The sequence below is a fragment of the Lacinutrix sp. YIN62 genome, from assembly GCF_057219185.1.
On the sequence record NZ_JBXVVH010000017.1, the window covers coordinates 21,606 to 46,190 of the forward strand.

Annotated in this window: 24 protein-coding genes and 1 pseudogene; 8 read left to right on the plus strand and 17 right to left on the minus strand. The window is 32.2% G+C overall.

The genetic code is table 11. The features are described 5' to 3' along the window. Positions 1-76: 76 nt before the first annotated feature. The gene (locus AC2D8I_RS11955) at positions 77-991 is read right to left on the minus strand and encodes a dihydrodipicolinate synthase family protein (RefSeq protein WP_484706250.1); all 915 of its coding nucleotides are present in this window, start codon (positions 989-991) and stop codon (positions 77-79) included. Between the two features lie 139 nt (positions 992-1,130). Between AC2D8I_RS11955 and AC2D8I_RS11960 the strand changes: the two genes are divergently transcribed. Next, positions 1,131-1,985 (plus strand): AraC family transcriptional regulator, encoded by an 855-nt coding sequence (locus AC2D8I_RS11960; RefSeq protein ID WP_484706251.1) that lies wholly within the window; start codon positions 1,131-1,133, stop codon positions 1,983-1,985. A gap of 53 nt (positions 1,986-2,038) precedes the next feature. On the opposite strand, the gene AC2D8I_RS11965 is transcribed toward AC2D8I_RS11960, so the two are convergent. The 7 genes from AC2D8I_RS11965 to AC2D8I_RS11995 form a co-directional block, all read right to left on the minus strand. Continuing rightward, positions 2,039-2,617, minus strand: a complete 579-nt coding sequence (locus tag AC2D8I_RS11965) for a PhnA domain-containing protein (protein ID WP_484706252.1) — start codon at positions 2,615-2,617, stop codon at positions 2,039-2,041. A gap of 77 nt (positions 2,618-2,694) precedes the next feature. Then, a complete protein-coding gene (locus AC2D8I_RS11970) occupies positions 2,695-3,054 on the minus strand; it encodes an MmcQ/YjbR family DNA-binding protein (protein WP_484706253.1) in 360 nt (119 codons plus the stop codon). A 19-nt stretch (positions 3,055-3,073) separates the two neighbouring features. Further along, positions 3,074-3,211 (minus strand): hypothetical protein, encoded by a 138-nt coding sequence (locus AC2D8I_RS11975; protein ID WP_484706254.1) that lies wholly within the window; start codon positions 3,209-3,211, stop codon positions 3,074-3,076. 217 nt (positions 3,212-3,428) lie between these two features. Further along, entirely contained in the window at positions 3,429-4,175 is a 747-nt protein-coding gene (locus AC2D8I_RS11980; protein ID WP_484706255.1) for a cyclase family protein, read from the minus strand. Continuing rightward, a complete protein-coding gene (gene hemW / locus AC2D8I_RS11985; protein ID WP_484706311.1) occupies positions 4,172-5,332 on the minus strand; it encodes a radical SAM family heme chaperone HemW in 1,161 nt (386 codons plus the stop codon). Before hemW ends, AC2D8I_RS11980 begins: the two co-directional genes overlap by 4 nt. A 75-nt stretch (positions 5,333-5,407) precedes the next feature. Then, positions 5,408-5,962: a crossover junction endodeoxyribonuclease RuvC gene (ruvC, locus tag AC2D8I_RS11990; protein ID WP_484706256.1), complete on the minus strand. Its 555-nt coding sequence runs from the start codon at positions 5,960-5,962 to the stop codon at positions 5,408-5,410. Between the two features lie 4 nt (positions 5,963-5,966). Further along, positions 5,967-6,596 carry a cell envelope biogenesis protein OmpA gene (locus AC2D8I_RS11995; protein ID WP_484706257.1) on the minus strand — a complete coding sequence of 210 codons (630 nt, stop codon included), beginning with the start codon at positions 6,594-6,596 and terminating at the stop codon, positions 5,967-5,969. Positions 6,597-6,671: 75 nt separating this feature from the next. On the opposite strand from AC2D8I_RS11995, the gene AC2D8I_RS12000 reads away from it, so the two are divergent. The 3 genes from AC2D8I_RS12000 (at position 6,672) to AC2D8I_RS12010 (ending at position 9,772) form a co-directional block, all read left to right on the plus strand. Continuing rightward, positions 6,672-7,646, plus strand: coding sequence for a hypothetical protein (locus tag AC2D8I_RS12000; protein WP_484706258.1), 975 nt, complete (start codon positions 6,672-6,674; stop codon positions 7,644-7,646). Continuing rightward, complete coding sequence (locus AC2D8I_RS12005) at positions 7,643-8,770, plus strand: glycosyltransferase family 2 protein (RefSeq protein ID WP_484706259.1); 1,128 nt, start codon at positions 7,643-7,645, stop codon at positions 8,768-8,770. The genes AC2D8I_RS12000 and AC2D8I_RS12005 overlap by 4 nt, the downstream gene beginning before the upstream one ends. Before the next feature lie 129 nt (positions 8,771-8,899). Continuing rightward, the gene (locus AC2D8I_RS12010) at positions 8,900-9,772 is read left to right on the plus strand and encodes a hypothetical protein (protein WP_484706260.1); all 873 of its coding nucleotides are present in this window, start codon (positions 8,900-8,902) and stop codon (positions 9,770-9,772) included. Positions 9,773-9,874: 102 nt separating this feature from the next. Here the strand turns inward: AC2D8I_RS12010 and AC2D8I_RS12015 are convergent, their stop codons facing one another. The 3 genes and pseudogenes from AC2D8I_RS12015 to AC2D8I_RS12025 all read right to left on the minus strand — a co-directional run bounded on the left by AC2D8I_RS12015 (position 9,875) and on the right by AC2D8I_RS12025 (position 14,671). Then, positions 9,875-13,417: a M4 family metallopeptidase gene (locus tag AC2D8I_RS12015; RefSeq protein ID WP_484706261.1), complete on the minus strand. Its 3,543-nt coding sequence runs from the start codon at positions 13,415-13,417 to the stop codon at positions 9,875-9,877. Between the two features lie 186 nt (positions 13,418-13,603). Beyond that, the gene (locus AC2D8I_RS12020) at positions 13,604-14,077 is read right to left on the minus strand and encodes a hypothetical protein (protein WP_484706262.1); all 474 of its coding nucleotides are present in this window, start codon (positions 14,075-14,077) and stop codon (positions 13,604-13,606) included. A 233-nt stretch (positions 14,078-14,310) separates the two neighbouring features. Next, a pseudogene (locus tag AC2D8I_RS12025) lies at positions 14,311-14,671 on the minus strand (BlaI/MecI/CopY family transcriptional regulator). Positions 14,672-14,735: 64 nt separating this feature from the next. On the opposite strand from AC2D8I_RS12025, the gene AC2D8I_RS12030 reads away from it, so the two are divergent. Further along, a complete protein-coding gene (locus AC2D8I_RS12030; protein WP_484706263.1) occupies positions 14,736-15,242 on the plus strand; it encodes a DUF456 domain-containing protein in 507 nt (168 codons plus the stop codon). Positions 15,243-15,511: 269 nt separating this feature from the next. On the opposite strand, the gene AC2D8I_RS12035 is transcribed toward AC2D8I_RS12030, so the two are convergent. The 5 genes from AC2D8I_RS12035 to AC2D8I_RS12055 all read right to left on the minus strand — a co-directional run bounded on the left by AC2D8I_RS12035 (position 15,512) and on the right by AC2D8I_RS12055 (position 18,955). Then, positions 15,512-16,192 carry a response regulator gene (locus tag AC2D8I_RS12035; protein WP_484706264.1) on the minus strand — a complete coding sequence of 227 codons (681 nt, stop codon included), beginning with the start codon at positions 16,190-16,192 and terminating at the stop codon, positions 15,512-15,514. A 16-nt stretch (positions 16,193-16,208) separates the two neighbouring features. Next, positions 16,209-18,236 (minus strand): tetratricopeptide repeat-containing sensor histidine kinase, encoded by a 2,028-nt coding sequence (locus AC2D8I_RS12040; protein ID WP_484706265.1) that lies wholly within the window; start codon positions 18,234-18,236, stop codon positions 16,209-16,211. 71 nt (positions 18,237-18,307) lie between these two features. Then, positions 18,308-18,487 (minus strand): hypothetical protein, encoded by a 180-nt coding sequence (locus AC2D8I_RS12045; RefSeq protein ID WP_484706266.1) that lies wholly within the window; start codon positions 18,485-18,487, stop codon positions 18,308-18,310. Positions 18,488-18,541: 54 nt separating this feature from the next. Next, positions 18,542-18,721 (minus strand): hypothetical protein, encoded by a 180-nt coding sequence (locus AC2D8I_RS12050; protein WP_484706267.1) that lies wholly within the window; start codon positions 18,719-18,721, stop codon positions 18,542-18,544. Between the two features lie 54 nt (positions 18,722-18,775). Further along, positions 18,776-18,955 (minus strand): hypothetical protein, encoded by a 180-nt coding sequence (locus AC2D8I_RS12055; protein ID WP_484706266.1) that lies wholly within the window; start codon positions 18,953-18,955, stop codon positions 18,776-18,778. Positions 18,956-20,507: 1,552 nt separating this feature from the next. On the opposite strand from AC2D8I_RS12055, the gene AC2D8I_RS12060 reads away from it, so the two are divergent. Genes AC2D8I_RS12060 through AC2D8I_RS12070 form a run of 3 tightly spaced genes read left to right on the plus strand, consistent with a single transcriptional unit; the run spans position 20,508 to position 23,817 of the window. Next, complete coding sequence (locus AC2D8I_RS12060) at positions 20,508-21,515, plus strand: L-tyrosine/L-tryptophan isonitrile synthase family protein (protein WP_484706268.1); 1,008 nt, start codon at positions 20,508-20,510, stop codon at positions 21,513-21,515. 11 nt (positions 21,516-21,526) lie between these two features. Then, entirely contained in the window at positions 21,527-22,363 is an 837-nt protein-coding gene (locus tag AC2D8I_RS12065; protein ID WP_484706269.1) for a TauD/TfdA dioxygenase family protein, read from the plus strand. After that, complete coding sequence (locus AC2D8I_RS12070; RefSeq protein WP_484706270.1) at positions 22,360-23,817, plus strand: FAD-binding protein; 1,458 nt, start codon at positions 22,360-22,362, stop codon at positions 23,815-23,817. Before AC2D8I_RS12065 ends, AC2D8I_RS12070 begins: the two co-directional genes overlap by 4 nt. Here AC2D8I_RS12070 and AC2D8I_RS12075 read toward each other — a convergent pair. Beyond that, on the minus strand, positions 23,807-24,583 hold the full coding sequence (locus AC2D8I_RS12075; protein ID WP_484706271.1) for a nuclear transport factor 2 family protein: 777 nt from the start codon (positions 24,581-24,583) through the stop codon (positions 23,807-23,809). The genes AC2D8I_RS12070 and AC2D8I_RS12075 overlap by 11 nt on opposite strands. Between the last annotated feature and the right edge of the window lie 2 nt (positions 24,584-24,585).

Genomic DNA, 24,585 nt, shown 5'->3' on the forward strand with positions numbered 1-24,585 from the left:
CTTAACACTCTTTTCTTAATAAAACCTTTTAATCTTAGATAACACTTTTAATTGATCTGCTCTCAATTTACTATGATTACACCTTGTACCCTGAAAGTTTAGGTCTTGTTTTTATGCCTTGGTCAATAATAGCCAACACTTTTTCTCTTTCTTCTCCTACTAAAGGCAAACGGGGCTCTCGTACCATTTCTGTTCCTATTCCGGTTGCAACTTCTGCTAATTTAATGTTTTGTACTAATTTACTATTTATATCTAATTCTAACAATGGTAAGAACCAACGATAAATTCCCAAAGCGTCTTCAACTCTCCCCGCCTTAGCCAAATTAAAAATAGTAACTGTTTCTGCAGGAAAAGCACAGACTAATCCAGCAACCCATCCATCTGCCCCCATTAATATACTTTCTAAAGCCAAAGTATCTACTCCGCTTAAAATGGCTAACCGGTCTCCAAAACGATTCTTAATACGGGTCACATTAGATAAGTCACGTGTAGACTCTTTGACAGCCTGTATGTTTGGACATTCTTGCAATAATTCATCAAACATATCTAAGCTCACTTCAATTCCATAATCTACAGGATTGTTATACACCATAATTGGCAACCGCGTACTCTTTGCTACTTTCTTAAAATATGTTATTGTCTCTCTATCATCAGCCTTGTAACGCATAGGTGGTAACATCATCAAGCCAGAAGCACCGTCTTCTTCTGCTTTCCTTGCTGCATCAATAGCTGCTTTTGTTGTTTGCTCTGCTATATTCATAACAATAGGTACTTTACCTGCCACAACCTCTACCGCTTTTCTTACAATAACCCGTTTTTCTTCATCGGTAAGTGTACTTGCTTCTCCTAAAGTTCCCCCTAAAATAATTCCACTAACTCCTGCTTCTAATTGCGCGTGAATATTAATTTCAAAACTAGGTAAATCTAAAGTATCTTCTTTAGTAAACTTAGTTGTTACAGCTGGCATAACGCCTTTCCATTTTATGCTCATAATCTCATCGTTTAAGACTACAAAAGTAATTTAGAATTTAATGTCTTTTTATTAACTTTTTATCCTATATTGATACAATATTATCCTATATCTTATTTTTTATATTAAATTTGGTTATTATTTGCTTAATACGAGTACTATGAAGATACTGCCTTTTAAGATTCCTAAACCAGAATATGATGCACTTGTATTTCAAGAGGATGTTAATGATTTCTTTTATGACAAATTACATCAACACGAAGAGATTCAGTTGAGTTTTATCCTTAAGGGCGAGGGGACACTTATTGTTGGCGATACCATTAACTACTACAAACAAGGTGATGTTTTAATTATTGGCAGCAATCTGCCACATGTTTTTAAAAGCGATAGTGTGGCTTCTAGTAAGTCACATATGCTTAGTTTATTTTTTACAGAAAACAGTTTTGGCAATTCCTTTTTTATGCTTGAAGAGTTAAAGGAGCTTCGCGTGTTTTTTAAACGCTCCCTTCACGGTTTTATGATATCACCTCTAACAGAGCATTTTAAGGATTTGTTTTTAAACTTAAAAACAGGATCTAAACTAGAGCGTTTCATCCTATTATTACAGCTTTTAAAAAAAGCTTCAAAAGCCCGATACACCAGTTTATCTTCTTTTATTTATAACAAAAAATACAGTATTACAGAAGGAAAACGAATGCAAGATATTTTTGAATACACAATGAAGTATTATGATCAAGACATTAGTTTAGAAACAATATCTAACGTTGCTGCAATGACAAAAAATGCCTTTTGCAAATACTTCAAGAAACGAACCAACAAGACTTACTTCAGGTTTTTAAATGAGCTCCGCATAGAATATGCCTGCAAGTTAATGGAGTCGCAAAAAGCTGATGCTGTTTCTGAAATCGCTTATAAAACAGGCTTTAAAAATATTTCAAACTTTAATAGACAGTTTAAAGCCATTAAATTTACGAATCCCTCAACCTACAAAGCGACATTAAAAAGACACCAATAAAACAAGCCATCAAAAGTATTGATTGCCTGTTTTATTGGTACTATTTTTATAGATTATAATTTCTTAACATAATCTGTAATAATTACGATTTGTGTTGGCCCTACTTTTCCTTCTATATATTTTTCATTTTCATGATCTAAAGAAATACGCCTTACAGCTGTTCCTTGTTTTGCAACCATACTAGAGCCTTTTACTTTTAAATCTTTTATTAAAACAACAGAATCCCCTGCTTGTAGAACAACTCCATTAACATCTCTATGAATTAGTTTATTGGGATCTGCTTCTCCTTCTCCTGTCGCTTTTGCAAATTCTAAAACCTCATCTTCTAAATACATCATGTCAAGTAAATCTTGTGGCCAACCTTCTTTTCTAAGTCTAGAAAGCATTCTCCAAGCAGTTACTTGAACTGCTTCGTGCTCACTCCACATACTATCGTTTAAACACCTCCAATGATTTGCGTCTGTAGTTTCTGAGTCTTCAATCTGCCCTACACAAACTTTGCAGGCTACTATTGATTTTTTTAAATTGATATCTTTATGTGGTGCCAAAGTGTATATTTCTATATGTTCATTATGTCCGCACAATTCACATATATTGTTTGCTCTTTTCTTCAGTTCTCTTTCTAAACTCATAATAAAATTTTAAAACGTAAAGGTATGTTTATTATGATTATGAAAGAAATTGATTTTTAAACGATTGTTTAATGACATTATAACGTTTCTCGAACTTTTTTAGGCAAGGTCCTAACAACCATATCGTAAGAATGGTTTATTAATTCAATTATAAAATGTGGTTGCAATTCTTTTTTATAAATGTAGACCGAATTCCAGTGTTTTTTATTCATATGCCACCCAGCTGTTATACTTTCGTATTCAGCTCTAAGTTCTAACGCATAGTCTGGGTTACATTTTAAATTAATAAACCCGACACCTTCCTCCCATTTTTTTAATGATACTAAAGCAAACATTTTATTTGCTACTTTAAACACCAAAGTATCCTTGTCGAAAGGGAAACTTTCAGTAACGTGTGATTTATTAAGGCAGTATGCTCTAATGTATTCTATATTCATTGAATAAATTTAAAAAAATTTACTCAATATTTTCTTTTGTTAAACTTTTATGTCTTCTTTTTAAAGAATGGTGATACATTTTATCTGTGACTTTTACTAAAGGGGGAATATCAAGACTAACTAAAACATCATTAATGTAAAGTACTATTCTATTCATTTTAATAGAGGTTTATTGATTTTTTATAAAAACTACACTATTAATTAATTCTTATATTTTTTAGGAGAGAGTACTAATATACAAAAAAAGTAATAAAAAACCGCGTTAAGGCTAATATTAAAAAACACAAGACACTGACTATCAATTAAAAAACTATTTTTAAGATAATAGATATGCTTCGCTTAAAAGCTAAAATAGAATATTAAACACACTACTTTTACTCAACTTTATACAGCACAGGTTTACTAGGCGTTGCATCATTAGCAAAAGATGCTATTTGAAGGTTTAGAATATAAAGTCCATCCTTAATTTTATTGGAGACATATATAAACTCTGTGATGGTGGCGTTAACTCTTATACTTCCTTGTACATCCCAGAATGCTTTATGTGCAAGTAATTTACCATCGTCTTTTTCTTTATCTACACTTGGCAAATCTATAAGTAAATGCTTAATTCCAATCTCTCTAATATAAGTTGCTGCAGCTTCTGTTAAATAAGGCCAATTTGTATTGGAATATTGACGTGATTTCTTTTCTTTTGTATTAGGCATTGTCCTAATAACCAATGCCTCTACATTCTCATTTTTAATTAAATATTGAAGTTGCTCTTTAGAAATCACATAATCTCCATCCATTGCTTCTGGCGCAACTGTTATCACTTCTGCAAGAAACATAAATTGCTTTAAACATTTATTAACGCTATAAAACTTCTTTGTTATGTGTCCAACACATTCTGTATGCGTTCCGTGTGCGTGTGGATTGAACGCTATATTGTTAAAATTAACCGACGCTCCTTCATTTACACTTGCCACCCAATCTCCAACAATTACAGGACTAATACTTGGCGCGTCTACATACCATGCATTTGCATTATCGTTAGCTGCTTTCAATGTTATAGATATATCTAATGGCTTTAATAAATCTATAGTATAAGTTTTATCTTGTACTGTTATTACTGTATTCAATGGTTCTCAATTTTAAATAAATCTGATGCAATGCCATCACTCAAAAACTTCCCTTTTTTAGTAACTAATAGCTTTTCATCTTCAATATACAACAAATCTTCTGTTATATGCTTTTGAGACATCTTTAAAAGATACGCTTCATACTCGTTTCCAAAATCATGCTTAATTTTTTTTAATGAAACACCCCAAACAGTTCGTAAACCAGTCATTACATACTCATTGTATCGATCGTTTAGACTTAGGGTTTCGATTTCCATAGGAAGAACTTTATTCTCTATAGCCTTAATATACTTTGAATTATTACGGACATTCCAACTGCGTTGCTCCCCATTAAAAGAATGTGCAGAAGGACCAATCCCTAAATAGACCTTACCTTGCCAATAGGCTGAATTATTCCTGCTAAAATAACCTAATTTACCAAAGTTCGACAGTTCATAATGTATAAAATTAGACGCTTCTAAAGTCTCTATTAAAAGATGAAACTGTTGCGCTGCTAAGGCATCATCAACATTTTTAACGACTCCTTTTTTAATAAATGTAGCCAATGCTGTTTTAGGCTCTACAGTTAAAGCGTAACTTGATATGTGATTAACACCAAAAGACAATGCTGTTTCTATATTTTCTTTCCACTGTGTATTAGTAGAGCCAGGAATACCATAAATAAGGTCTAAGGATATATTATCAAAATAGCGCCTTGCAACTTCTAAGCATTGTTTTGCTTCGGAAGCATTATGTGCACGATTCATTAATTTTAAATCGTCTTCAAAAAAAGACTGCACACCAATACTTAACCGGTTTATTCCGATAGATAGATAGCGTTCAAAAATGTGATCTAATGCTTTTGAAGCCAATGAAATACTGATTAAGTCATCTGGATTTGCTTCTAATGTAATTTCTGGGTTTTCTGAAACCTTATAATTACAATAAACAGTGTTTATGAGTAACTGGAGTTCATCTATAGACAATAAAGAAGGGGTGCCTCCTCCAAAGTAGATAGTTTCTACTGTTGTATTTTTAAACTCCTCTTTACGTAACTCCAGCTCTCTAACCAAAGCGTTAACAAGTTCACTTTTCTTTTTTAATGATGTTGAAAAATGAAAGTCACAGTAATGACATGCTTGCTTACAAAATGGTATATGGATGTATATTCCTGCGATAATTTCAATTTTTATATTAACGTTTGATACTTCTTAAAAAGGCTTATAACTTTAAAGGGAAGTCACATCTAAAGATTATTTTTTTATTCTTTTTTCATTTTGCTTTACAAAGGCACTCCAACCAGAATAGCTCTTTCCAATCTCAACCCGCCCTTGATTATAAAAATGACAAACAGCTGCTCCCAAACCATCCATAGAATCCAAATTTTTAGGCAAAGTCTTTAGACCTAACATACTTTGTAACATTTTAGCGACTTGTTCTTTACTTGCATTACCATTCCCTGTAATGGCCATCTTTATTTTTTTAGGCGCATATTCGGTAATAGGAACTTCTCGAGACAAACCTGCAGCCATAGCAACACCTTGTGCCCTACCAAGTTTTAACATACTTTGTACATTTTTTCCAAAAAAAGGAGCCTCGATTGCGATCTCATCAGGATGGTGCGTGTCTATCAACTCTATAGTACGCTCAAATATTAATTTCAGTTTTAGGTAATGGTCATCATATTTTTTTAAATCCAACTCGTTAAGTTGAAGAAATTGCATTTTTTTATTAACCACTTTTATAAGTCCGAACCCCATAATGGTTGTTCCTGGATCTATCCCTAATATTATTTTTTCGTCTATCATATCATTAATTACAATAGGCACAACCGCTAAGTGAAAATGACACTCCAAAGGTTACGGTTAACATATTTCCATTAAAAGAACCAAATCCTTCAGACAACGGGTCGAATGCACTTGCGAAGCCATAAATATAAGACACATCTGTAAATACCGAAATTGTTTGTCCAATTCTATAATGCAATTCTACGCCTCCCATAGCATTTAAATACGTTGTTTTATTCTCCTTATAAGTATCCAAAGGCTTTATTATAGAAACCCCTGGCCCAACATGCCCTACAAGCCCCATTCCTATCGGTAAAGCCGCAAAGTCCATAGTCGCATCGTATACAAACTGCGCGTTTAAACGCGTATAGTTCACTTTAAATTCTGTAGTATTACTTGCATTAGAAAATCGATTAAAACCATAATCTAATTTAGCTCCCATTTGTGGTTTGAACATGTGCTGTACACCTAGATTTATTGTTGGAAAATTCACCCCTTTAGATTCAAAAGGCGTTACTAATCCATTTTGAGAAGGGCTATTCAATCCAAATGCTATAAGCGCCTTCCATTTTTCCATTTCGGCTTGAGAAAAGGCATTAGTAATGCTAATTAATAGTAATATAAACAAACAATGGTATTTATTTAAGGGCTTCATTATAATATATTTCGTTTAATTTGCAAATTAGAATCAACTTCTAACTCAATAGATGCAAAATTGAGTTAATCGTTTATGAATAACAGCTTACCGTACAAAACTAAACAATTCTTTTTTATACTCCTTAAATTGAGTATTGTTGTTAGTGCTTTTTATTTTATATACCATAAACTTGCAAACAATAGCACTTTAAATTTTAATGTTTTTTATCAGTTTTTAATTGATAACGCTCTTTTTTCCATAAAAAACATTCTATCACTCCTTTTTCTAACGACTCTTAATTGGTTTTTCGAAATCTTAAAATGGAAGACATTGGTTTCTTCTATTAAAAAAATAACGTTTCTTGATGCTTCCGAGCAAAGTTTAGGCGCTTTTACAGCTTCACTATTTACGCCCAATAGAATTGGAGAGTACGGCGCAAAGAGTATTTATTTTTCAAAAAGCTATAGGAAGCGCGTTTTATTATTAAACTTAATTGGCAATATAATGCAAATGAGTATCACAATTATTTTAGGCATTCTCGGTTTTGTTTTTTTTATTAGCCACTACAGTATTGCCATTAATTATAGTGAATTAATAAAAACCATAATTGTATTTGTTTTTATAGTTTGTTTTATATGTTTTGCGTTTTGGTATAACAGACACAAAACAAAAGGAAACTTCATATGGAAAATTAAAAACTTTATTTTTAAACTCCCTTTACATATCAAAATATTAGGCACCCTATTCTCTTTTATTAGGTATGGTATTTTCTCATTTCAATTTTATTTTATTTTACATCTCTTTGGCGTTAAACTGTCGTATTTAGAGACGATGACTGTTATAACTTCTATGTATTTATTAGCATCCATAATTCCGTCTGTAACCTTTTTAGATATTATTATTAAAGGTAGCATTGCTGTTTATTTATTTTCTATAGTTGGTATTAATGAATTTACGGTTCTATGTACTGTTACGTTAATGTGGGTACTTAATTTTGTTTTGCCTAGTCTTTTGGGTAGCTTTTATGTGCTTAATTTTAACCTCCCTCAAAATCAAACTGCTTTATGAGCTTATTTTTTATAATTACGACTATAATTTACCTCCTTTTAATAGCTGGGTTTACCTATGGTTTTGACAAAGTAAAAGGCTTTATTTTTGAAGATTTAAAACCTCAAACAACATTCTCTGTTATTATTCCCTTTAGAGATGAAATTAACAACTTACCAGAATTATTAGATTCTCTGAAACAGTTGAACTATCCTAAGCACTTGTTTGAAGTGCTATGTGTTGATGATAATTCTAGCGATAATTCTTCTAAGCTCATCGCTAGTTTCTCTAAATATCATCCTGATTTTCAAATCACTATTATAAAAAATCAAAGAACAACTAACGCTCCAAAAAAAGACGCCATTACCTCTGCTATACATAGTGCCAAACACGCTTGGATTGTAACTACAGATGCCGATTGTACTGTTCCTAAATATTGGCTCGATGCTTTTGATGCCTTTATACAAAACAAAAAATCAAAATTTATTATTGCACCAGTAACTTACCATAAGATAAATTCTTTTTTTAAGCGTTTTCAACTACTCGACTTTCAAAGCCTAATAGGAGCGACTATAGGAGCCGTAGGCATTAAGAGCCCTTTTCTATGTAATGGTGCTAATTTAGCTTACGAAAAAGCCTTCTTCAATTCTGTAAACGGTTTTGAAGGCAATACAGATATTGCAAGTGGCGATGATATTTTTTTATTAGAAAAAGCACTTAAATTAAACGAAGGTGCTATTGGGTACCTAAAATCTAAACACGCCTTAGTAAAAACGAAACCTCAAGCAGATTGGAAAGGGTTGGTATCACAACGCAAACGCTGGGCAGCAAAAACCTCCCGTTATAATTCTACCTTTGGAAAACTAACCGGTTTAATCGTTTTGTTAATGAATATTGTATTAATTTTCGCTTTAATTTACACTATAATAGGAGGCTTTAAGCTCAACCAATTACTTTACATTTTTTTTATTAAGTCCGGTATTGATTTTTTACTACTCTTTAAAACGAGTCGTTTTTTAGAACAAGAAAAATACTTGTCCTCTTTTTTATTCTCTAGTTTGGCTTATCCTTTTTTTAGTGTTTACATTGCCTTTATTTCACTATTTTCCACTTATACATGGAAAGGAAGACGCTTTAAAAAATAAAACATATTACACTCCTAAAACTACGATAACAAACATTTAAGCATCGCTTTATTTATTAAAACATCCTTTTTTACCAAAATACATTAATTCACTTAAAATATCTACTTTTACAGTAAATCCCAAATCCCAATGAAACAAATAATCGCTTTACTAAGTCTTATCGCTTTTAGTAATATTTCCTTCTCACAAGAAACCTACACTGTTAACCAAGAAACATTAGAATTAAAAACAGAAGTCGATGGCTCTCTAGATTTATTATGGAACACCTTTAATAACCAATACCGTTATTTTATTAGAAACACTAATGGCAATATTATAGAGTTAAAAAACACAAAAGACAGCAATAACAAATACCAAGAGGAATACAAAAAAGTATTAACGGATTTAACACAGCTAGAGACTTCCAATGTAAAGTTAACAACCTACAGTTTAAAGTTATTCCTTAACGCCTACAATGCTTCAAAAGATACCAACTACACTTATAAAGATACCAGGTCTAAATTAAAATTACGCTTAGGTGCTTTTGGTGGGCTAACCAATAGTCCTTTTGTAGACAATCCTAATAATGAAAACACATTTTCTTTTGGTGCTGAGCTAGAAGTTATTTCAGATAAAGCAAACGCTAAACAGGCTGGTTTTTTAAATATTAGACATTCCACAGACAAAGATGCTTTTGAATACGAAGCCACACAATTAGCCCTAGGCTATCGTTTTAGATTTATAAACACCTCTATATTTCACATTTACGCACAAACAAAATTTGTAACTTTTACGTCTAGTAAAACAACCATAACTTATAGCCTTCCAAGTTCAGATACAATTACCGAAACTAAAACAGGAACAAGTTTCGATGCACCATTTGCTTTTGGTATTGGGGCTGACATTAAACTAGGTAACAAGGGCTACCTCACATTTTTATACGATTCTTTGTTTGGTATTTTTGTAGACAACCAAGGCCATTTCCCTGTGGATTTTGCACTTGGATACAAATTCATATTATAGACTCTCGAAGAAACTTAAAAATATAATTGTCCGTTAAAACTTCTAACACAAAAAAATCCCGATAGCTACATATCGGGATTTTCACAACATTTAAACGAATCATTATTGTTTAATAAATTTCTTTATAATATCCTTATGATTCGTTTTGAATTGAATCATATACATTCCAGATTCAAGCTTACTAACATCTATCTCGCTTGTTGAAGATGCTCCTCTTCTTATTTCTTGCCCTAGCATGTTTAGAATCGTGTAATCCAAATTACTGTCTGACTTTACATATATTACATTCCCTTGTACTGGATTTGGATAAATACGAAGTTCTGTCGATTCATCATTTTCCAGAGTATGTGTTGCTACTGTTAAACTAGACTCTAAAATATTTACAGTATAATCTTCAACTTCTCCAAAACCATATACTCCACAAGGCAGAGAGTCATCAAAATTAATCAAGCTTACACGCATCCTAGTCTCCCCAATAACAGCATTATCAGGAATTGTAAAAGTTCCACTTACAGAACTCATATCAGAATCACTCACCAAGAGTACTTGTTCCCCTGGGTCTGTAAAATCATAATCATTATTATAATCGATCCATACCGCATAACTTTCTTCAAGTGGTCCAAATGGCCAAACTGGTGTTATAGTAATCGTAGTTGTATCTCCTATATTTAAATCTGTAGATATAGAAGTAAAATCAGAATAGCCTGGACTATTCTCTGGCCCTGTATCTGAAGTGTTATCTATAGTATTTAATTGTACACGACCAATGTATTCTTGAAAGGTTTCAATTCGTTCAGAATCACAATAAGTCGTTCTAGGTATGGTTGTTACATTTAGATTAGAACTATTAAAGCTTAGGCTTAAATTAGGACATAATGCTTCTACAGTACATAAATATGTTGTCTCCGATTCTAAACCTGTTGCAATATGCATTGTTTCGGTAGTATTAATCACCTCATTATCACCTATTCTTACAATATAGGATAGTGCTCCTGGTACAGGGTCCCAACTTAATCCAATTGAACTCTCTTGTATTTCTGAAGAAACAAAATTAGATGGTGCTTCCAAGGCACATGCAGGTAACACATTGCCAATATTAACAGTATAATCTTCAACTTCTCCCACAAAAAAATGTTCACAAGACTCTGGAATCCCTATTAAATTCATTGAGACACGCATTCTAGTCTCCCCTATAACAGCATTAGTAGGAACCATAAAGATTCCTCCAATCGCATCTAAAGCAACAGCCTCTTGCGCTAATACTTGTTCCCCTGGATCTGTAAAGTCATAATCATTATTATAATCGATCCATACAGCATATGATGTGCTAATAGCAACTCCTGATCGGATTGTTGGGGTTATAGCAATCGTAACATAAGTTTCTCTAGCTAAGTCAGTAGATATGGAGGTAAAATCGGAATAACCTGGTATCTCTGATAATTCAGTGCCATCTAACGAAGTGTTATCTATTGTATTTATTTGCACACGACTAATATGCATTAAATCTCTCCATAGCCCATTAGAACTACAATATTGCATTGGTTGCTCCCCAGTGGTAGTTACTTCTATAGTCGAAGTAGTCCCTAGGCCATCATTAGGACACCGAGCCTCTACATTACAAACATAAGTTGTTCCTGATACTAATCCGCCTTCAACATAGCTTGTTTCCGTTGTATAAATAACATCATTATCTCCTATTTTTATAGCATATGACGCTGCTCCTGGAACCGCATTCCACTCTAATGTAATTGAATTATCTTGAATTTCTGAAGAAACCAAATTAGACGGTGCACCTAGCCCACAATAAGCTTCTCCAACACCAACTGCATACCAAGCATTTGTTACAGCAATAACCTCAGTCCCTTCAGCTCCAAAGAGATCTGCTGTTGCTTGAATCGTTGCCGTTCTAGCCATTGCATATCCAGAGTTTGGAGTTAAATACATATTCAATGTTCTGTATGCTAATGCTGCTGCTTTTGTCATTCCAATTCCAGAAACATTAAACAGGTCTCCGTTGTCATTAATTTCATCTGTCCCTGCACTACCAACAGTAACAAGATAAAACCAATGATTTAGTATACTTGAATTGTTATGTACACCACATTGATCATTATCCCCTGGACGCCCACTTCCTATTGGAAAAACACAGCCTTCAACTAGAGTAGCTGGCGTCCAATTTACACCTCTATAAGTGTCTGGGTTATTTACTTCTTTTGGATTACTCATAGAACGAGATGAAACTCTACCAGGTCTTCTTTCTATCTCTCCTCCAATTAACCATATACTCTCATCTGGTGCTAAATCGCTACCATTTCCTTTAGCATAATGTAAAACTGAAGCGCCCCAAATATCTGAAAACCCTTCATTTAAAGCTCCCGATTCTCTTGCATAAACTAAATCTGCTGTACTTCGTGTTATTGCGTGACCAATTTCATGCCCAACGACATCTATAGAGGTATAAGCATCAAATTGACCGCCTTCTTGACCTTCTACCCAAGAACCGTCTCCATAAGTCATAACAGAACCATTCCAAAAAGCATTATCGAAACCTAGTCCCCCAGGTTCGTCATCATAATGCACATAACTATTTATTGGAGCTCCTAAATTATCATAACTATCTCTACTATGAACATTTAACCAATATTCATATGTTTTTTCTGCTCCCCAATGCGCATCCAATGCTGCATCATCCTTATTTGAATTATGAAACTCTTCAGCAGTCCAATTATTATCAGCATCTGTAAAATCAGTTTGCGGATAACTATTTTGCCCTCCACTATTATAGGTATTTATACCGCCTCCTAGAGTGTTATTTCTTAAAACATAATCACTGTTCAACATTCTTGTAGTAATGGTTCTATTGCCACTATAACGCGTAGCTGCATTAGCTATTAAGTTAGCATCTATAGGAGAAGCCTTACCATTATCACAGTATGTTTCAAGAGTTTTTAGCTTCTTTGAAGAATTTGAGTGTTTTCCAAGGTGCTTTATTATATTATTATTAAACAGCAAAGCGCCTGTATGTGCATCGATATACAACTCACCTCTACTTATTGGAGAGATAGCATAGATATCGTACTTATAAGCAAGATTAAATACCCTTGTTTCTCCTTCATAATACGGCAAAATAACCAATTCTCCTTCAGGTTTTGTGTAACCTAACTGTTCAGCCATTATTGGATTTTCCCATAAATAGGTATCTGCTCCTATATAATTAATGGCTCTAGACAACCCCTGTGCTTTACTTATGGTTGGTGTTGTACTTAAACCCTTTATTTTGTAAAATTCACCACTCATTGATTGAACGGTTCCTTTTTTGGCATGCAATGTGTAAACTCCAAACTCTACATTAACACCCTTGTATTGTTGCTGGTATTTTTTATGTGTAAACCCAAGCTTATCACTTTCAGATTTAAACTCAAAATACTCATCATCTTTAGTTGTTTTTAACTGATTTTTTAAAATAGAATTTGCGTCTTGTAACTTATAAGATGACGCCTCTTGAAATGTAATTAAGTGCGGTTGCCCATTTTTATTATTGGATTCCTGTGAATCACCTCTCTGATTTTGACCATAACCCGTTATGCCAATTAATCCAAGAAGTAAGGATAAGGTAAAAGCTTTATGTCTGTTTTTTTTCATCATTTATTTTTTTATTAGGGGTTTATTAAACCATTTGTCGGAAAGATTTAGCTTTCTTGACCCTATTGAAAAAATAAAAAATGAATGTGTCCCACTGCGTTTTTAGTTTAAAAAAAAAAAAAAAAGATTAAACTAAAATTGTAACAATATGACACCCCTTCGTACTAAGTTTTAGCATTTGTCACCTCATTAATTCTCTATAATAACGGGTAGCTTAAACTCCGTATTTACAGGCTGGTCTCTTTTTAATGCAGGAAATATTTGAGGCAGGGAATCTAAACTCCTTTTTAGCAAAGGCTCTAGTTCTGGGATTTCTAATTTAATAATGGAATCCATTTTCATATCTTTCAAAAACAGTTCTCCCTTTTTTGAAATTTGAAATATCAATACAATCGTATCATTGATATCTTGAGACACCACTAGAGTTTCAGTTTCTAAATGGGTTGTAATAATAGCAGATAAAGTGTTCTCAAAACATTGCTTTCTACCTAATTTTGTTAAAGAAGAGTCACAAGTTGAAAACACAGGGTAAGCATCTACTTCTTTCCAATTGAAGGTTTTTAGTTCCTCATTAAGAATGTCTTCTGAAGCAACTTTTTTTGCATTAAAACAGTTGCATGATAATAAATGTAACCCTATAAATAAAAGAAGTACTTTTCTCATAATTCTAACTGAAATTGAAAAGTACAATTTTTTATTCAATTTTCACCCCTATTTATCGCCATCTCATTTCAAAAATAGCTTTTTTACAACATTTAGAACCTGACTTACAACACCTTAAACTCATTACCCATTCTTATTGTTATGTTTTTTAAGCTTATTCACTTTAATTGTAAATAAATAGTCATTCAAAATTTCTAAAGCATAATATATGTGCTTTACAGAAGGCAAAACAGTTATTCTTTTTTATTAATTTCCTTCAATACAGACTCCAATTCAGTTAAATTAATCTCATTTTTTTCATAAAGAAAGACACCATATTTTTAAATGCCCCATAAAAATAATTATCTACTAACTTGTTTATAGATTGGCTACTATAATCCTGTTGCTCTAATAACGGAAAGTAAATATGCCCTTTCCCTTTTTTTTATCGTAATCAACAAATCCTTTACTTTCTAGCATTCTTACTATTGTAGATACCGTATTATAGGCTAGTCTAGGTTCTGGAAGTTCCTCAATAATTTCCCTTACATTGGCTTTTTCTAATCGCCACAATACATGCATTATGTCTTCTTTTACTTTTGTTAATTGCTTCACTTTTCAACTAAAGTTATATTTGTAACAATATGTCTTTTTATTCGTCCTATAATAAATCTTTTTTATGGATATTTTTTTAGCCTTTTTAGGTTTCTTCTTTATATGTGTGGGCTTAATAGGAAGTATTCTTCCAATATTACCAGGACCTCCACTTAGTTGGATTGGTCTTTTATTATTACACCTCACGAAAGCTGTCCCAAATGATTGGACCTTTTTAATTATAACCTTAATTATAGCCCTTATTGTTTTTGTTCTGGATTATATGATTCCTGCCATAGGAGCGAAAAAATTTGGGGGAAGCAGGTTCGGAATGATTGGTACCACTATAGGCTTAATAATAGGCATACTATTCCCTATACCTGGAGGTATAATTATAGGCCCCTTTTTAGGAGCCTTAACAGGAGAGCTTATTAATAAAGCGACTGCTAGAAAAGCTTTAAAAGCTGCTTTTGGTTCCTTTCTTGGTTTTATTACAGGAACATTTTTAAAGCTTATTATCGCTACAGTCTATTTTGGATTATTTCTTAAAATATTTTGGGAATACAAGCGTATAATCTTCAGTTTTTATTAATGAAGAAACCCTATGGTTTTCATTAAGGAAGAACTACCATAGGGTTAGTGTAAATGTGCTATTACCAACTAAATTCTATCGAGGGACTGAATTGAGTTAATGATTGTTGATGATTCAAATATATAATTTATTTCTCTTCTCTGTTACGGCTTTTACCGTAACTATATTACGGTAAAAACCGTAGTTTCTAATTATAAACTTACTTGGCAAGGCTTAAAAAAAAATCAAAAAAATAACTTTAATATATTGAAGGGCTTAAAAAACTAAAATTAATTGATAAACCCTTTAGATCTTGCTTCATCTATTAAAGTATCATCTCTACCATCATCGATTTCAAAAAGCTCTTTCAAGTGTTTTTTTCGTTTTTCAATCATACTTAATGATAAATCGATATGGTTTCGTATATCTTTTGTTTTAACACCTTTAGATAGCAAGTGTAAAATTTTATGATTGACTTCATCAATTTCAATGGCGCTGGATATAATATTTCGTATTACGTTATTTACGGTTCCGCTGTAAAATGGAGGATTATTCAAAACGGCTTTAAAAGCACTTGCCAACTCACTTGCTGTTAAATCACTTTTAATTAATAAACCATCTGGTTTTATGTTTTTTATAACACTATGTATTCTATAAGGTTCATCAAACATAGTTAGTAATACAACTTTAGAATACGGCAGATTAAGTCTCACATATCCTGCTAAATCTATTCCTGATTTAAATTTGTTATCGCTTGAGGGCGGTATACTAATATCGAAAAAAAAAACATCATATGGTTGTTCTATAGCGATAGACTTGTTTATCGCTTTTATAGCTTCTTCACAATTAGTAGCGATATCTATTATAAGTTCTTCATTTTCTTTCTTTGTTGCCAAAAGTGTATTTTGATAACCTTCGATGATCATAGGGTGATCATCCGTCATTAATATTCTAATACTTTTTTGATGCATTTTAAGGGTTGTTAGTTTAAGGGGTTGCACTAATTATCTCTATCGTTGTTCCTTGATTCTCTACGGTATCTATATTTAAAAAACCGTTTATTTCTGCTACACGAGATTTAATATTTTTAAGACCGATTCCTTTCTTAGTCTTATTTTTGTCAAAACCAATGCCGTCGTCTTTAACGTATAAAGATATTAAATTATTATTTTTCTTAAATGCAATGTCAACTCTTGTTGCATTAGCATGTTTATAGATATTTTGGAGTAATTCTTGAACTATTCTATAAAAATGTATTTTGGTTTTATTGGATATCTCATCCCAATTAATAGCTTGATCTGCTGTAATAGAGTGTTTCAAATTATATGCTAAAGCCTGCGTTTCTACCATAGCATTTATAATATCTATAAAGCCTGAGTGCGCTATAAAATCGGTATTAAGATCATGAGATACCTTACGTATATCTTGCTCTATAACCTTAAGCTCTTTAATATAATTACTTCTATTCATTACCGCATCCTTAGTTTTACTCAAATTCAAACTATCTAAGCTTAATCGTGCGCCAAAAAGACGCCCTAAAATACCATCATGTAATTCTTGTGATATTCGCTTTTTTTCAAGCGCCCTAGCTTCATCCATCTTATCTTGTTGCGATAACATTAAATTATAAATTTCTTCATTAGCTTGTTGTCGCTCTTGTGCCAATTGTAATTCCTTATTTTTTTCGCGTTGTGTTTTTAAAACATACAAGAAAAATAATGTTATTAATAAAGCAACAGATATAATGATAAGCCAAAGATTCTGTCTGGATATTTGTTCTTTTTCTTTTTGAATGATATCTGTTTCATAATCTATTCTAGCAAATTTATTACGAATCGCTCTCTCTTTTAATATTAAACTATCATTCAATTTAATATGCTCATATAGATATCGCTTTGAGGAATCGCCTTTTTCAATCTTTGACTTTAATAATAAAGCATCAAGTAGAACCTCATTTGAATTTAACTGTTTACTAATCGTATAAGATTTATTAACATAATACAATGCAGAATCCATCTTATTTTTAGCATAGTAATATTCAGAAAAAAATTGACATGTAGACAAGACAACTTCTAAATCCTCATTGACTTCACTTATAGATAACGATTTACGAAACAAAGACTCAATTTCCTTATCATTTGTTTCTCCATCCAAATACTTACAATGCGCGATACTTGATAAAATTGAAGAGTATGAACTTGGATCTTTTTCTTCTATACTTCTATCTTTAAGTATCTTATTAAATTCTTTAATAGCTGTACTATAATCCCCTTTATACTTATAAACCAGCGCTATATTAATTCTTGAATATAAGTTTTCTTCATAATTATCGTTTATTTTTCGTGCATAACCTAAAGCTTTATTATGATATTCAATTGATTTTTCATACAATTTAAGCTCGCTAGAAATGATACCAATTAAATTGTGCAAAGCCCATAATGTATAATTATTATTATCATTACTAGGAAATTCTTTTATTAACTTAATGGCATTAATAGCGTTTTTTTCACTGCCAACATAATCCCGTTTCGTCTCCTGTATGTTAGCTATATTTAATAGTAATTCTCCTTCGTTTTTTTTATCTGATAAGTATCTAAATAGTTTAATAGCTTTATTATACTGATAGTACGCACTGTCATACTTTAATTTTTCATTATAATAAAAGCCAAGGTTATATCTAGCAAAAGCCATAGATAAGGTATCCCTTATTTTTTTTGCCAAACTTAAATTAAGAGTATTAAATTGTTTAAGTGAATCATATATCCCCTTATTAAGGTATATTGAGGATAAATTCCTATTACTTTTTAAATACGTAGAGTCTTCATTAAGATCAATAGATAAATCGAGAGCTTTTCGGCCATATTTAACTCTAGTCGTAAAATCAATGTTTTGATTATTAGACAATCTTCTTAACTCATAAATGCTATCTAACGTCCTAGAACGATCCTCTATTTGAGCATATAGACTTATACTTAAAAAAAGTAATACCTGGGATAAAAAATATTGTTTTGCCAAAAAACTGCTTCTATTTAATGTATACCCAAATTTAAGGTTTCTATTTTTTAATAAGTTAAAAAAAATAATATTTAAGAATGGTCTGGGCGTTTCACTCCTTTACGTTTTGTAAACACAAGACGTTCTGCATTCGCTTTTTTTAATATTTCTTTGGAAACGGTTTCACTGGTTTCTACCGTTGAAGAAGGTAATACTGCTGTTAATAATCCTAGTGAAAAAAGTCCTACCAATGTAATTTTTAGGGTTTTCATAATTCTTGTTTTTTTAGTGTTTAAAGGCTTGTTTTAGGGGACAGAAATCTGTTTTTATGAATGGTCTGGGCGTTTCACTCCTTTACGTTTTGTAAACACAAGACGTTCTGCATTCGCTTTTTTTAATATTTCTTTGGAAACGGTTTCACTGGTTTCTACCGTTGAAGAAGGTAATACTGCTGTTAATAATCCTAGTGAAAAAAGTGCTACCAATGTAATTTTTAGGGTTTTCATAATTCTTGTTTTTTTAGTGTTTAAAGGCTTGTTTTAGGGATCAGAAATCTGTTTTTATGAATGGTCTGGGCGTTTCACTCCTTTGCGTTTTGTAAACACAAGACGTTCTGCATTCGCTTTTTTTAATATTTCTTTGGAAACGGTTTCACTGGTTTCTACCGTTGAAGAAGGTAATACTGCTGTTAATAATCCTAGTGAAAAAAGTCCTACCAATGTAATTTTTAGGGTTTTCATAATTCTTGTTTTTTTAGTGTTTAAAGGCTTGTTTTAGGGATCAGAAATCTGTTTTTATGAATGGTCTGGGCGTTTCACTCCTTTGCGTTTTGTAAACACAAGACGTTCTGCATTCGCTTTTTTTAATATTTCTTTGGAAACGGTTTCACTGGTTTCTACCGTTGAAGAAGGTAATACTGCTGTTAATAATCCTAGTGAAAAAAGTNGAATGGTCTGGGCGTTTCACTCCTTTACGTTTTGTAAACACAAGACGTTCTGCATTCGCTTTTTTTAATATTTCTTTGGAAACGGTTTCACTGGTTTCTACCGTTGAAGAAGGTAATACTGCTGTTAATAATCCTAGTGAAAAAAGTGCTACCAATGTAATTTTTAGGGTTTTCATAATTCTTGTTTTTAGTTCATTAAAAATTAATGCACTCTAAAATCTATAATTACATTTTTGCCAAGTGCTAATTATAGGATTTACGAGTGTTCTTTGTACTAAAAACATAATTATTAAAGCAACTATATAATAATACAGTCACCAAGTCACAATGGATTCTCATCTTTTGCTAATACAATTTAATTGCATAAGGGATTTAACAAAAGATTAGCAAATATACTATTTTGTAAAAAAATAATTTTAAAAAAAACGATAAAAAAGCATTTTAAACGATTAAAACCATCATTTTAACGAAATAAATTGACTTATAGTATATATTTTTTTAAGAAAACTATAAACATTTAACCATTAGACAATTAAAAAAATATTCAAAAAAAGAACACTTTTAGTTTCTTTTTTGAAATTAAATCTTCATTTCTTATTAATAAAAAGCACTGAATTCCAAATTCCATCTCCTTTATAGACTTAGTATTATCTTAATAAAAATTGTTTTACTAGCAATACACAGTGTAATCTTTTTTTAAACGCGTAAATATTATTTTACCGATGGATCATGGAACATAACTTAACTTAACAAAACAGAATCAAACAAACACTTATTACAAACGTCTAATGATCACATTTATAATAGAAGTATTTCCCGATTTCATCCCTTACATTTATTACAATACACTAAACCTACCTAGAACATTATTCGCAACACAAAATGATATGAATAACTCATAACATTAACAATAATTATGCGTATTAATAATATTTTATTAGATTTGACTTATATAATACTACAAAACCCCTTTAACAAATGACAATTACCCCTTACACAAAAACGCTTATTATTTTAATAAAATCCTCAAAAAAGAAACACAATACTAAAATTGAAGCACACTAACTCTTCTAACAAATAACCGAAAACAAACTTTTTTAAACCCTCTTTTAAAGTACTGAATCTTTCAAGACTATATTTTATTTGAGAAATCACCTTATAGTCACCTATAAATAATAAGTGCTGTACACTACGCTTAGATAGCACACCTGTGCTATCTAGGATAATTCTTTAAATAAGAAATAGACCCAAAAAAACAACCATAACCTTTTTTAAAGCGACCTATTTTTAGTAGTAATAATTAACAGCACAAGAAGTTTTATAAAAACAAACTAAAATACCCCTTAATGAAAAATTTAAAAGAAGGACTCTGTACTACTAGTCCTATTAACGAAGTAACCCCTCAAGCCAAAGCTATACTATCCAAGGTAATGCAATATCGAAGAGTAGCAAAATCCAAAAACAGTTGTAATTCTAATAGTTGTCCTAAATGCCATAAACCACATTTAGACAAAGTCATTACAGCAATAACGCAAAAAAAACAAATTAAATTTGTATTACCCGCATTCCCTGGAAAATCCCCTAACCTTTCAAAAGTACTAGGTTTTCTTCCTGATATGGCAGAAAAACAAGCACTCATTTTCCTAAACAACTTATGCAAGGAAATTCAAAAAATTTATAAACCAGGAGCACAAGTAATAATTTGTTCAGACGGTAGAGTTTTTAGCGATATTGTAGGTATTCAAGAAAAACACATAACCGCCTATCAAACTGAAATAGATGCTATTATTAAAGATTTAGACTTATTAACACTTAGTACATTTAATTTAGATGATGTTTTTAGCGATAAAAATTTTAACCAAACACGGATAGCCTTATTAGCAAAACACGGCCAAGACCTAGAATCGTTAAGAGATAAAGTAAAAAAAGGCAGCAAACACGCTAACAACACAGACGAAAGAGAAGCTTATAGTATGTACTGTGGTATTACTCGGTTTCTAGTAGAAGATTTAATGTTTTCAGGCCAAACAAAATCAAAAAGTGCCATACAAAAAGAATGCAGAGTTAAAGCCTATCAAGCCATTATAAGAAGTAATGCCTGGACCGATTTGATTAAAGAAAAATTCCCTGAAGCCATTCGCTTATCTATACATCCACAAGTTTGTGGATCTAAAAAAATAGGCATCCAACTCTTAGGTGTAGAAACATGGATGACCCCATGGCACGGAGTAGCAGTAAACACCGGCAATGAATATATTTTAATGAAAAATCAAGACGCTAAAAAACTAGGTGTTAAACTAATTCAAGACAAAAATAAACGCCCAAGTCATTATGAACTTATTCAACAAAATTAAAAATAGAGTGTATGGATTTTAACATCACAAAATTACACCCCTTTGGCCTATTAATAGAGCCCAAGCAAGGCAAAAGCAATATTCACGATTTAAACACGAACATTCTCAAAGATTTTTTATCCAAAGAACACCTAATTGCTCTAAGAGGGTTTAAAAACTTCAATAATGCTGATGAATTTTCAGATTATTGTGAAACTTTTGGAGAAATTAGCTTGTGGCCTTTCGGAAAAGTTCTAGAACTGATTCAACAAGAGAACCCCAAAGACCACATTTTTGACAACAGTTACATCCCGCTACACTGGGATGGAATGTACAGAAAACAAGTCCCTGAAACTCAAATATTCCATTGTGTAAGCGCTCCAGGAGTTTCCAACCGAGGTGGCACAACTTTTGTAAACACCAAACTAGTTTTAGAAAAAACACCAAAAGAGACTAAAGAATATTGGAGTAAAATCAACTGTGTTTATTCACGAAAAATGGAGTTTTATGATAGCAAAACCATCGCTCCAATTCTAACTAAACACCCTGAAAGAGATTACTCAGTAATTCGTTTTTGTGAACCCCCAAACAATCACGATGAATCTTTTCTTAATCATCCAGGCTTTAATATTGAAGGTCTCTCAAAACAAGAAGCAACAGATTTTATAAAAACCTTAAATAAAACACTCTATTCGCCACAAAACCTCTATACGCATCAATGGGAAACAGGCGATATTGTCTTTTCCGATAACCACACACTATTACATGGTCGAGAGTCTTTTAGTAAAGGCGCTCCAAGACATATTAGACGTGTGCAAATACTCGGAAAAAAACCACTTAAAAACCCGCATTTGATATACACAAAATGACAACAAAAAAAACCGATATTTTTATTGTAGGAGCTGGACCTGTAGGCCTACTATGCGCTTATTTAGCACAGCTTTCTGGATTAAAAACAATTATAATAGATAAATCCGAAGCCCCACTAGAAGTAGGAAGAGCAGACGCTCTTAACGCAAGAACACTACAACTACTTGAAGTTGTTAATTTATTTAATGAGCTTTACCCACAAGGCCTGCCTTGTAATACAAGTTCTATATGGGAAAAAGGAAAATTTGTATCTCGTCAATCTGCCTGGTGGGATAAAATAGAAGGGTGTTTTCATAAACACTTTTTAATGCTAGGCCAATCATTCGTAGAAAAACTATTAGATAACAAGCTCACAGCAATTAATGCTTCTGTAATAAGACGAACAACTATAGAAAATGCTCAAATTAATAGCAAAGAGTGTATTAGCACACTCTCTAATGGAGACGTTATAAAATCAGATTATCTTATTGGAGCAGATGGTTCACGTTCGTTTATTAGAAACCACTTTAACATTCCTTTTCAGGTTACCCGTCCTCAAATCATATGGGCCGTAATCGATGCTGAATTTGAAACAGACTTCCCTAAAGTCCCTGAAATTATTGTCTTTCAATCGGAAACTTCAGATGTAGCATGGATTCCCAGAGAAGGTCGTATTGATAGGTTTTACATAAGAATGGATCGTAAAGATTTCACCATAGAAGAAGCTCTTGAAAAAATCAACTTAGCAATGACTCCACATACCGTTAACATAAAAAAACTGATCTGGTTTTCACACTTTTCAGTTAAAGAATCTGTTGCAGAAAACTACCTCATCAAAGACCGTGTAATTCTCGCTGGAGACGCTTCTCATATTCACTCCGTAAATGGTGGACAAGGTCTAAACACAGGTTTAGCAGATGCCTTTAACTTAATTTGGAAGATAAGCATGATAAAAAATCATGAAGCCAATAAAAGTATACTTAAGTCCTATGAAACAGAAAGAAAAGCAGTAGCATTAAGCGTTATCAAAAGCTCCGGAGAGCTGGTGCGCTCTACAAAATATTCAAGTACAGGTACACATGCAAAAGACTATGTTAAAATTGTAGAAAAAAGAGCAGGTAATATTACTGGAATGGGAATTCGATATGGAAAACACGGCATTGTCGGAACACGAGTGCATGATATGAAAATACATCATAAAAAAGACTCTAAACGCCTATACACGCTTCTTGATTATACAAAGTTTACACTTCTTTGTTTTAGTACTCAACAACTAAATTTAAAATTACCTCGTTATGTAAAGTTAATTCAAATCCACCCCAACGAAGCACCAAATGGCTTTTGGACAAAAAACGCCTTATACGCCGAACAAATAATTATTGTTAGACCAGACACTTACATTGAATCTACAGGAACGTTAAATGAAGCAAACACTTTAATTAACTCTCTCTTTTTTAAATATTCTAAAAATTAAACATTGTATTATCATTAGCAAGATTATCACTTGGAATCTCTTGATAGATATTCCATTGTGTTATAATCTTGCTTTCTTCTATTTTAAATAAATCATAAAAGATAGTCTTCTTTTTAGAAAGCAGTCCTTCACTAATAGAAAGCACAAAATTACCTTCACCAAAAACAACATGTTGTTTCTTATAATTAGGAAAAAGAGTTTCATCATTTATTGTTTTGATAAGGTTTTGAACACCGTCTCCAAATAATATATTATGCTGATGAAACGTATTATTATAAAAGTCAGGAATAACTCCTACTACCTCTTCCTTCCGCTTATTTATCAACACATCAAATAATTCCGCGATCTTACGCTTATTACTTTCTGTTTTTTCTAAATGTTTTATTGCAACATCACCACCCAATAACGACCGTCCAGATTCATTAGCCTCACCTATTCCAGCCATAACATTCCAATGCTCAGCAATTAACCCGTTAATATCAAAGCGAATAATATGAAATGCTGCCGCTTCAGAAAAACCAAAAGGAACCGCATTTACCCACTTATGATGCATAATTATGTACGGACCATCTTCCAGCATACGAATATTTTCAATCTTACTACCATACCTTTTTAATTTTGGTATCATAGAAACAAACGCAGCCCTTCCAGATGGCACATTCGGGTTGTGCTGTATATAATTTTCGCAAACCATTTGTTCAATTGTTAACACATCATATTCACTCACAGCATTATGATATGCTTTCGCTTTAATCTTATTACTCATTT

What these genes read in the sequence shown, in the direction of transcription:
- AC2D8I_RS12075 (WP_484706271.1), bottom strand. Translation starts at nt 24,583, where the DNA reads ATGAGTAATAAGATTAAAGCGAAAGCATATCATAATGCTGTGAGTGAA.
- AC2D8I_RS11995 (WP_484706257.1), bottom strand. Translation starts at nt 6,596, where the DNA reads ATGAAGCCCTTAAATAAATACCATTGTTTGTTTATATTACTATTAATT.
- AC2D8I_RS12070 (WP_484706270.1), top strand. Translation starts at nt 22,360, where the DNA reads ATGACAACAAAAAAAACCGATATTTTTATTGTAGGAGCTGGACCTGTA.
- AC2D8I_RS12045 (WP_484706266.1), bottom strand. Translation starts at nt 18,487, where the DNA reads ATGAAAACCCTAAAAATTACATTGGTAGGACTTTTTTCACTAGGATTA.
- AC2D8I_RS12005 (WP_484706259.1), top strand. Translation starts at nt 7,643, where the DNA reads ATGAGCTTATTTTTTATAATTACGACTATAATTTACCTCCTTTTAATA.
- AC2D8I_RS12050 (WP_484706267.1), bottom strand. Translation starts at nt 18,721, where the DNA reads ATGAAAACCCTAAAAATTACATTGGTAGCACTTTTTTCACTAGGATTA.
- ruvC (WP_484706256.1), bottom strand. Translation starts at nt 5,962, where the DNA reads ATGATAGACGAAAAAATAATATTAGGGATAGATCCAGGAACAACCATT.
- AC2D8I_RS12065 (WP_484706269.1), top strand. Translation starts at nt 21,527, where the DNA reads ATGGATTTTAACATCACAAAATTACACCCCTTTGGCCTATTAATAGAG.
- AC2D8I_RS12035 (WP_484706264.1), bottom strand. Translation starts at nt 16,192, where the DNA reads ATGCATCAAAAAAGTATTAGAATATTAATGACGGATGATCACCCTATG.
- AC2D8I_RS12010 (WP_484706260.1), top strand. Translation starts at nt 8,900, where the DNA reads ATGAAACAAATAATCGCTTTACTAAGTCTTATCGCTTTTAGTAATATT.
- AC2D8I_RS12000 (WP_484706258.1), top strand. Translation starts at nt 6,672, where the DNA reads ATGAATAACAGCTTACCGTACAAAACTAAACAATTCTTTTTTATACTC.
- AC2D8I_RS11960 (WP_484706251.1), top strand. Translation starts at nt 1,131, where the DNA reads ATGAAGATACTGCCTTTTAAGATTCCTAAACCAGAATATGATGCACTT.
- AC2D8I_RS11955 (WP_484706250.1), bottom strand. Translation starts at nt 991, where the DNA reads ATGAGCATAAAATGGAAAGGCGTTATGCCAGCTGTAACAACTAAGTTT.
- AC2D8I_RS12055 (WP_484706266.1), bottom strand. Translation starts at nt 18,955, where the DNA reads ATGAAAACCCTAAAAATTACATTGGTAGGACTTTTTTCACTAGGATTA.
- AC2D8I_RS12015 (WP_484706261.1), bottom strand. Translation starts at nt 13,417, where the DNA reads ATGATGAAAAAAAACAGACATAAAGCTTTTACCTTATCCTTACTTCTT.
- AC2D8I_RS12030 (WP_484706263.1), top strand. Translation starts at nt 14,736, where the DNA reads ATGGATATTTTTTTAGCCTTTTTAGGTTTCTTCTTTATATGTGTGGGC.
- AC2D8I_RS12020 (WP_484706262.1), bottom strand. Translation starts at nt 14,077, where the DNA reads ATGAGAAAAGTACTTCTTTTATTTATAGGGTTACATTTATTATCATGC.
- AC2D8I_RS11965 (WP_484706252.1), bottom strand. Translation starts at nt 2,617, where the DNA reads ATGAGTTTAGAAAGAGAACTGAAGAAAAGAGCAAACAATATATGTGAA.
- AC2D8I_RS11975 (WP_484706254.1), bottom strand. Translation starts at nt 3,211, where the DNA reads ATGAATAGAATAGTACTTTACATTAATGATGTTTTAGTTAGTCTTGAT.
- AC2D8I_RS12060 (WP_484706268.1), top strand. Translation starts at nt 20,508, where the DNA reads ATGAAAAATTTAAAAGAAGGACTCTGTACTACTAGTCCTATTAACGAA.
- AC2D8I_RS11970 (WP_484706253.1), bottom strand. Translation starts at nt 3,054, where the DNA reads ATGAATATAGAATACATTAGAGCATACTGCCTTAATAAATCACACGTT.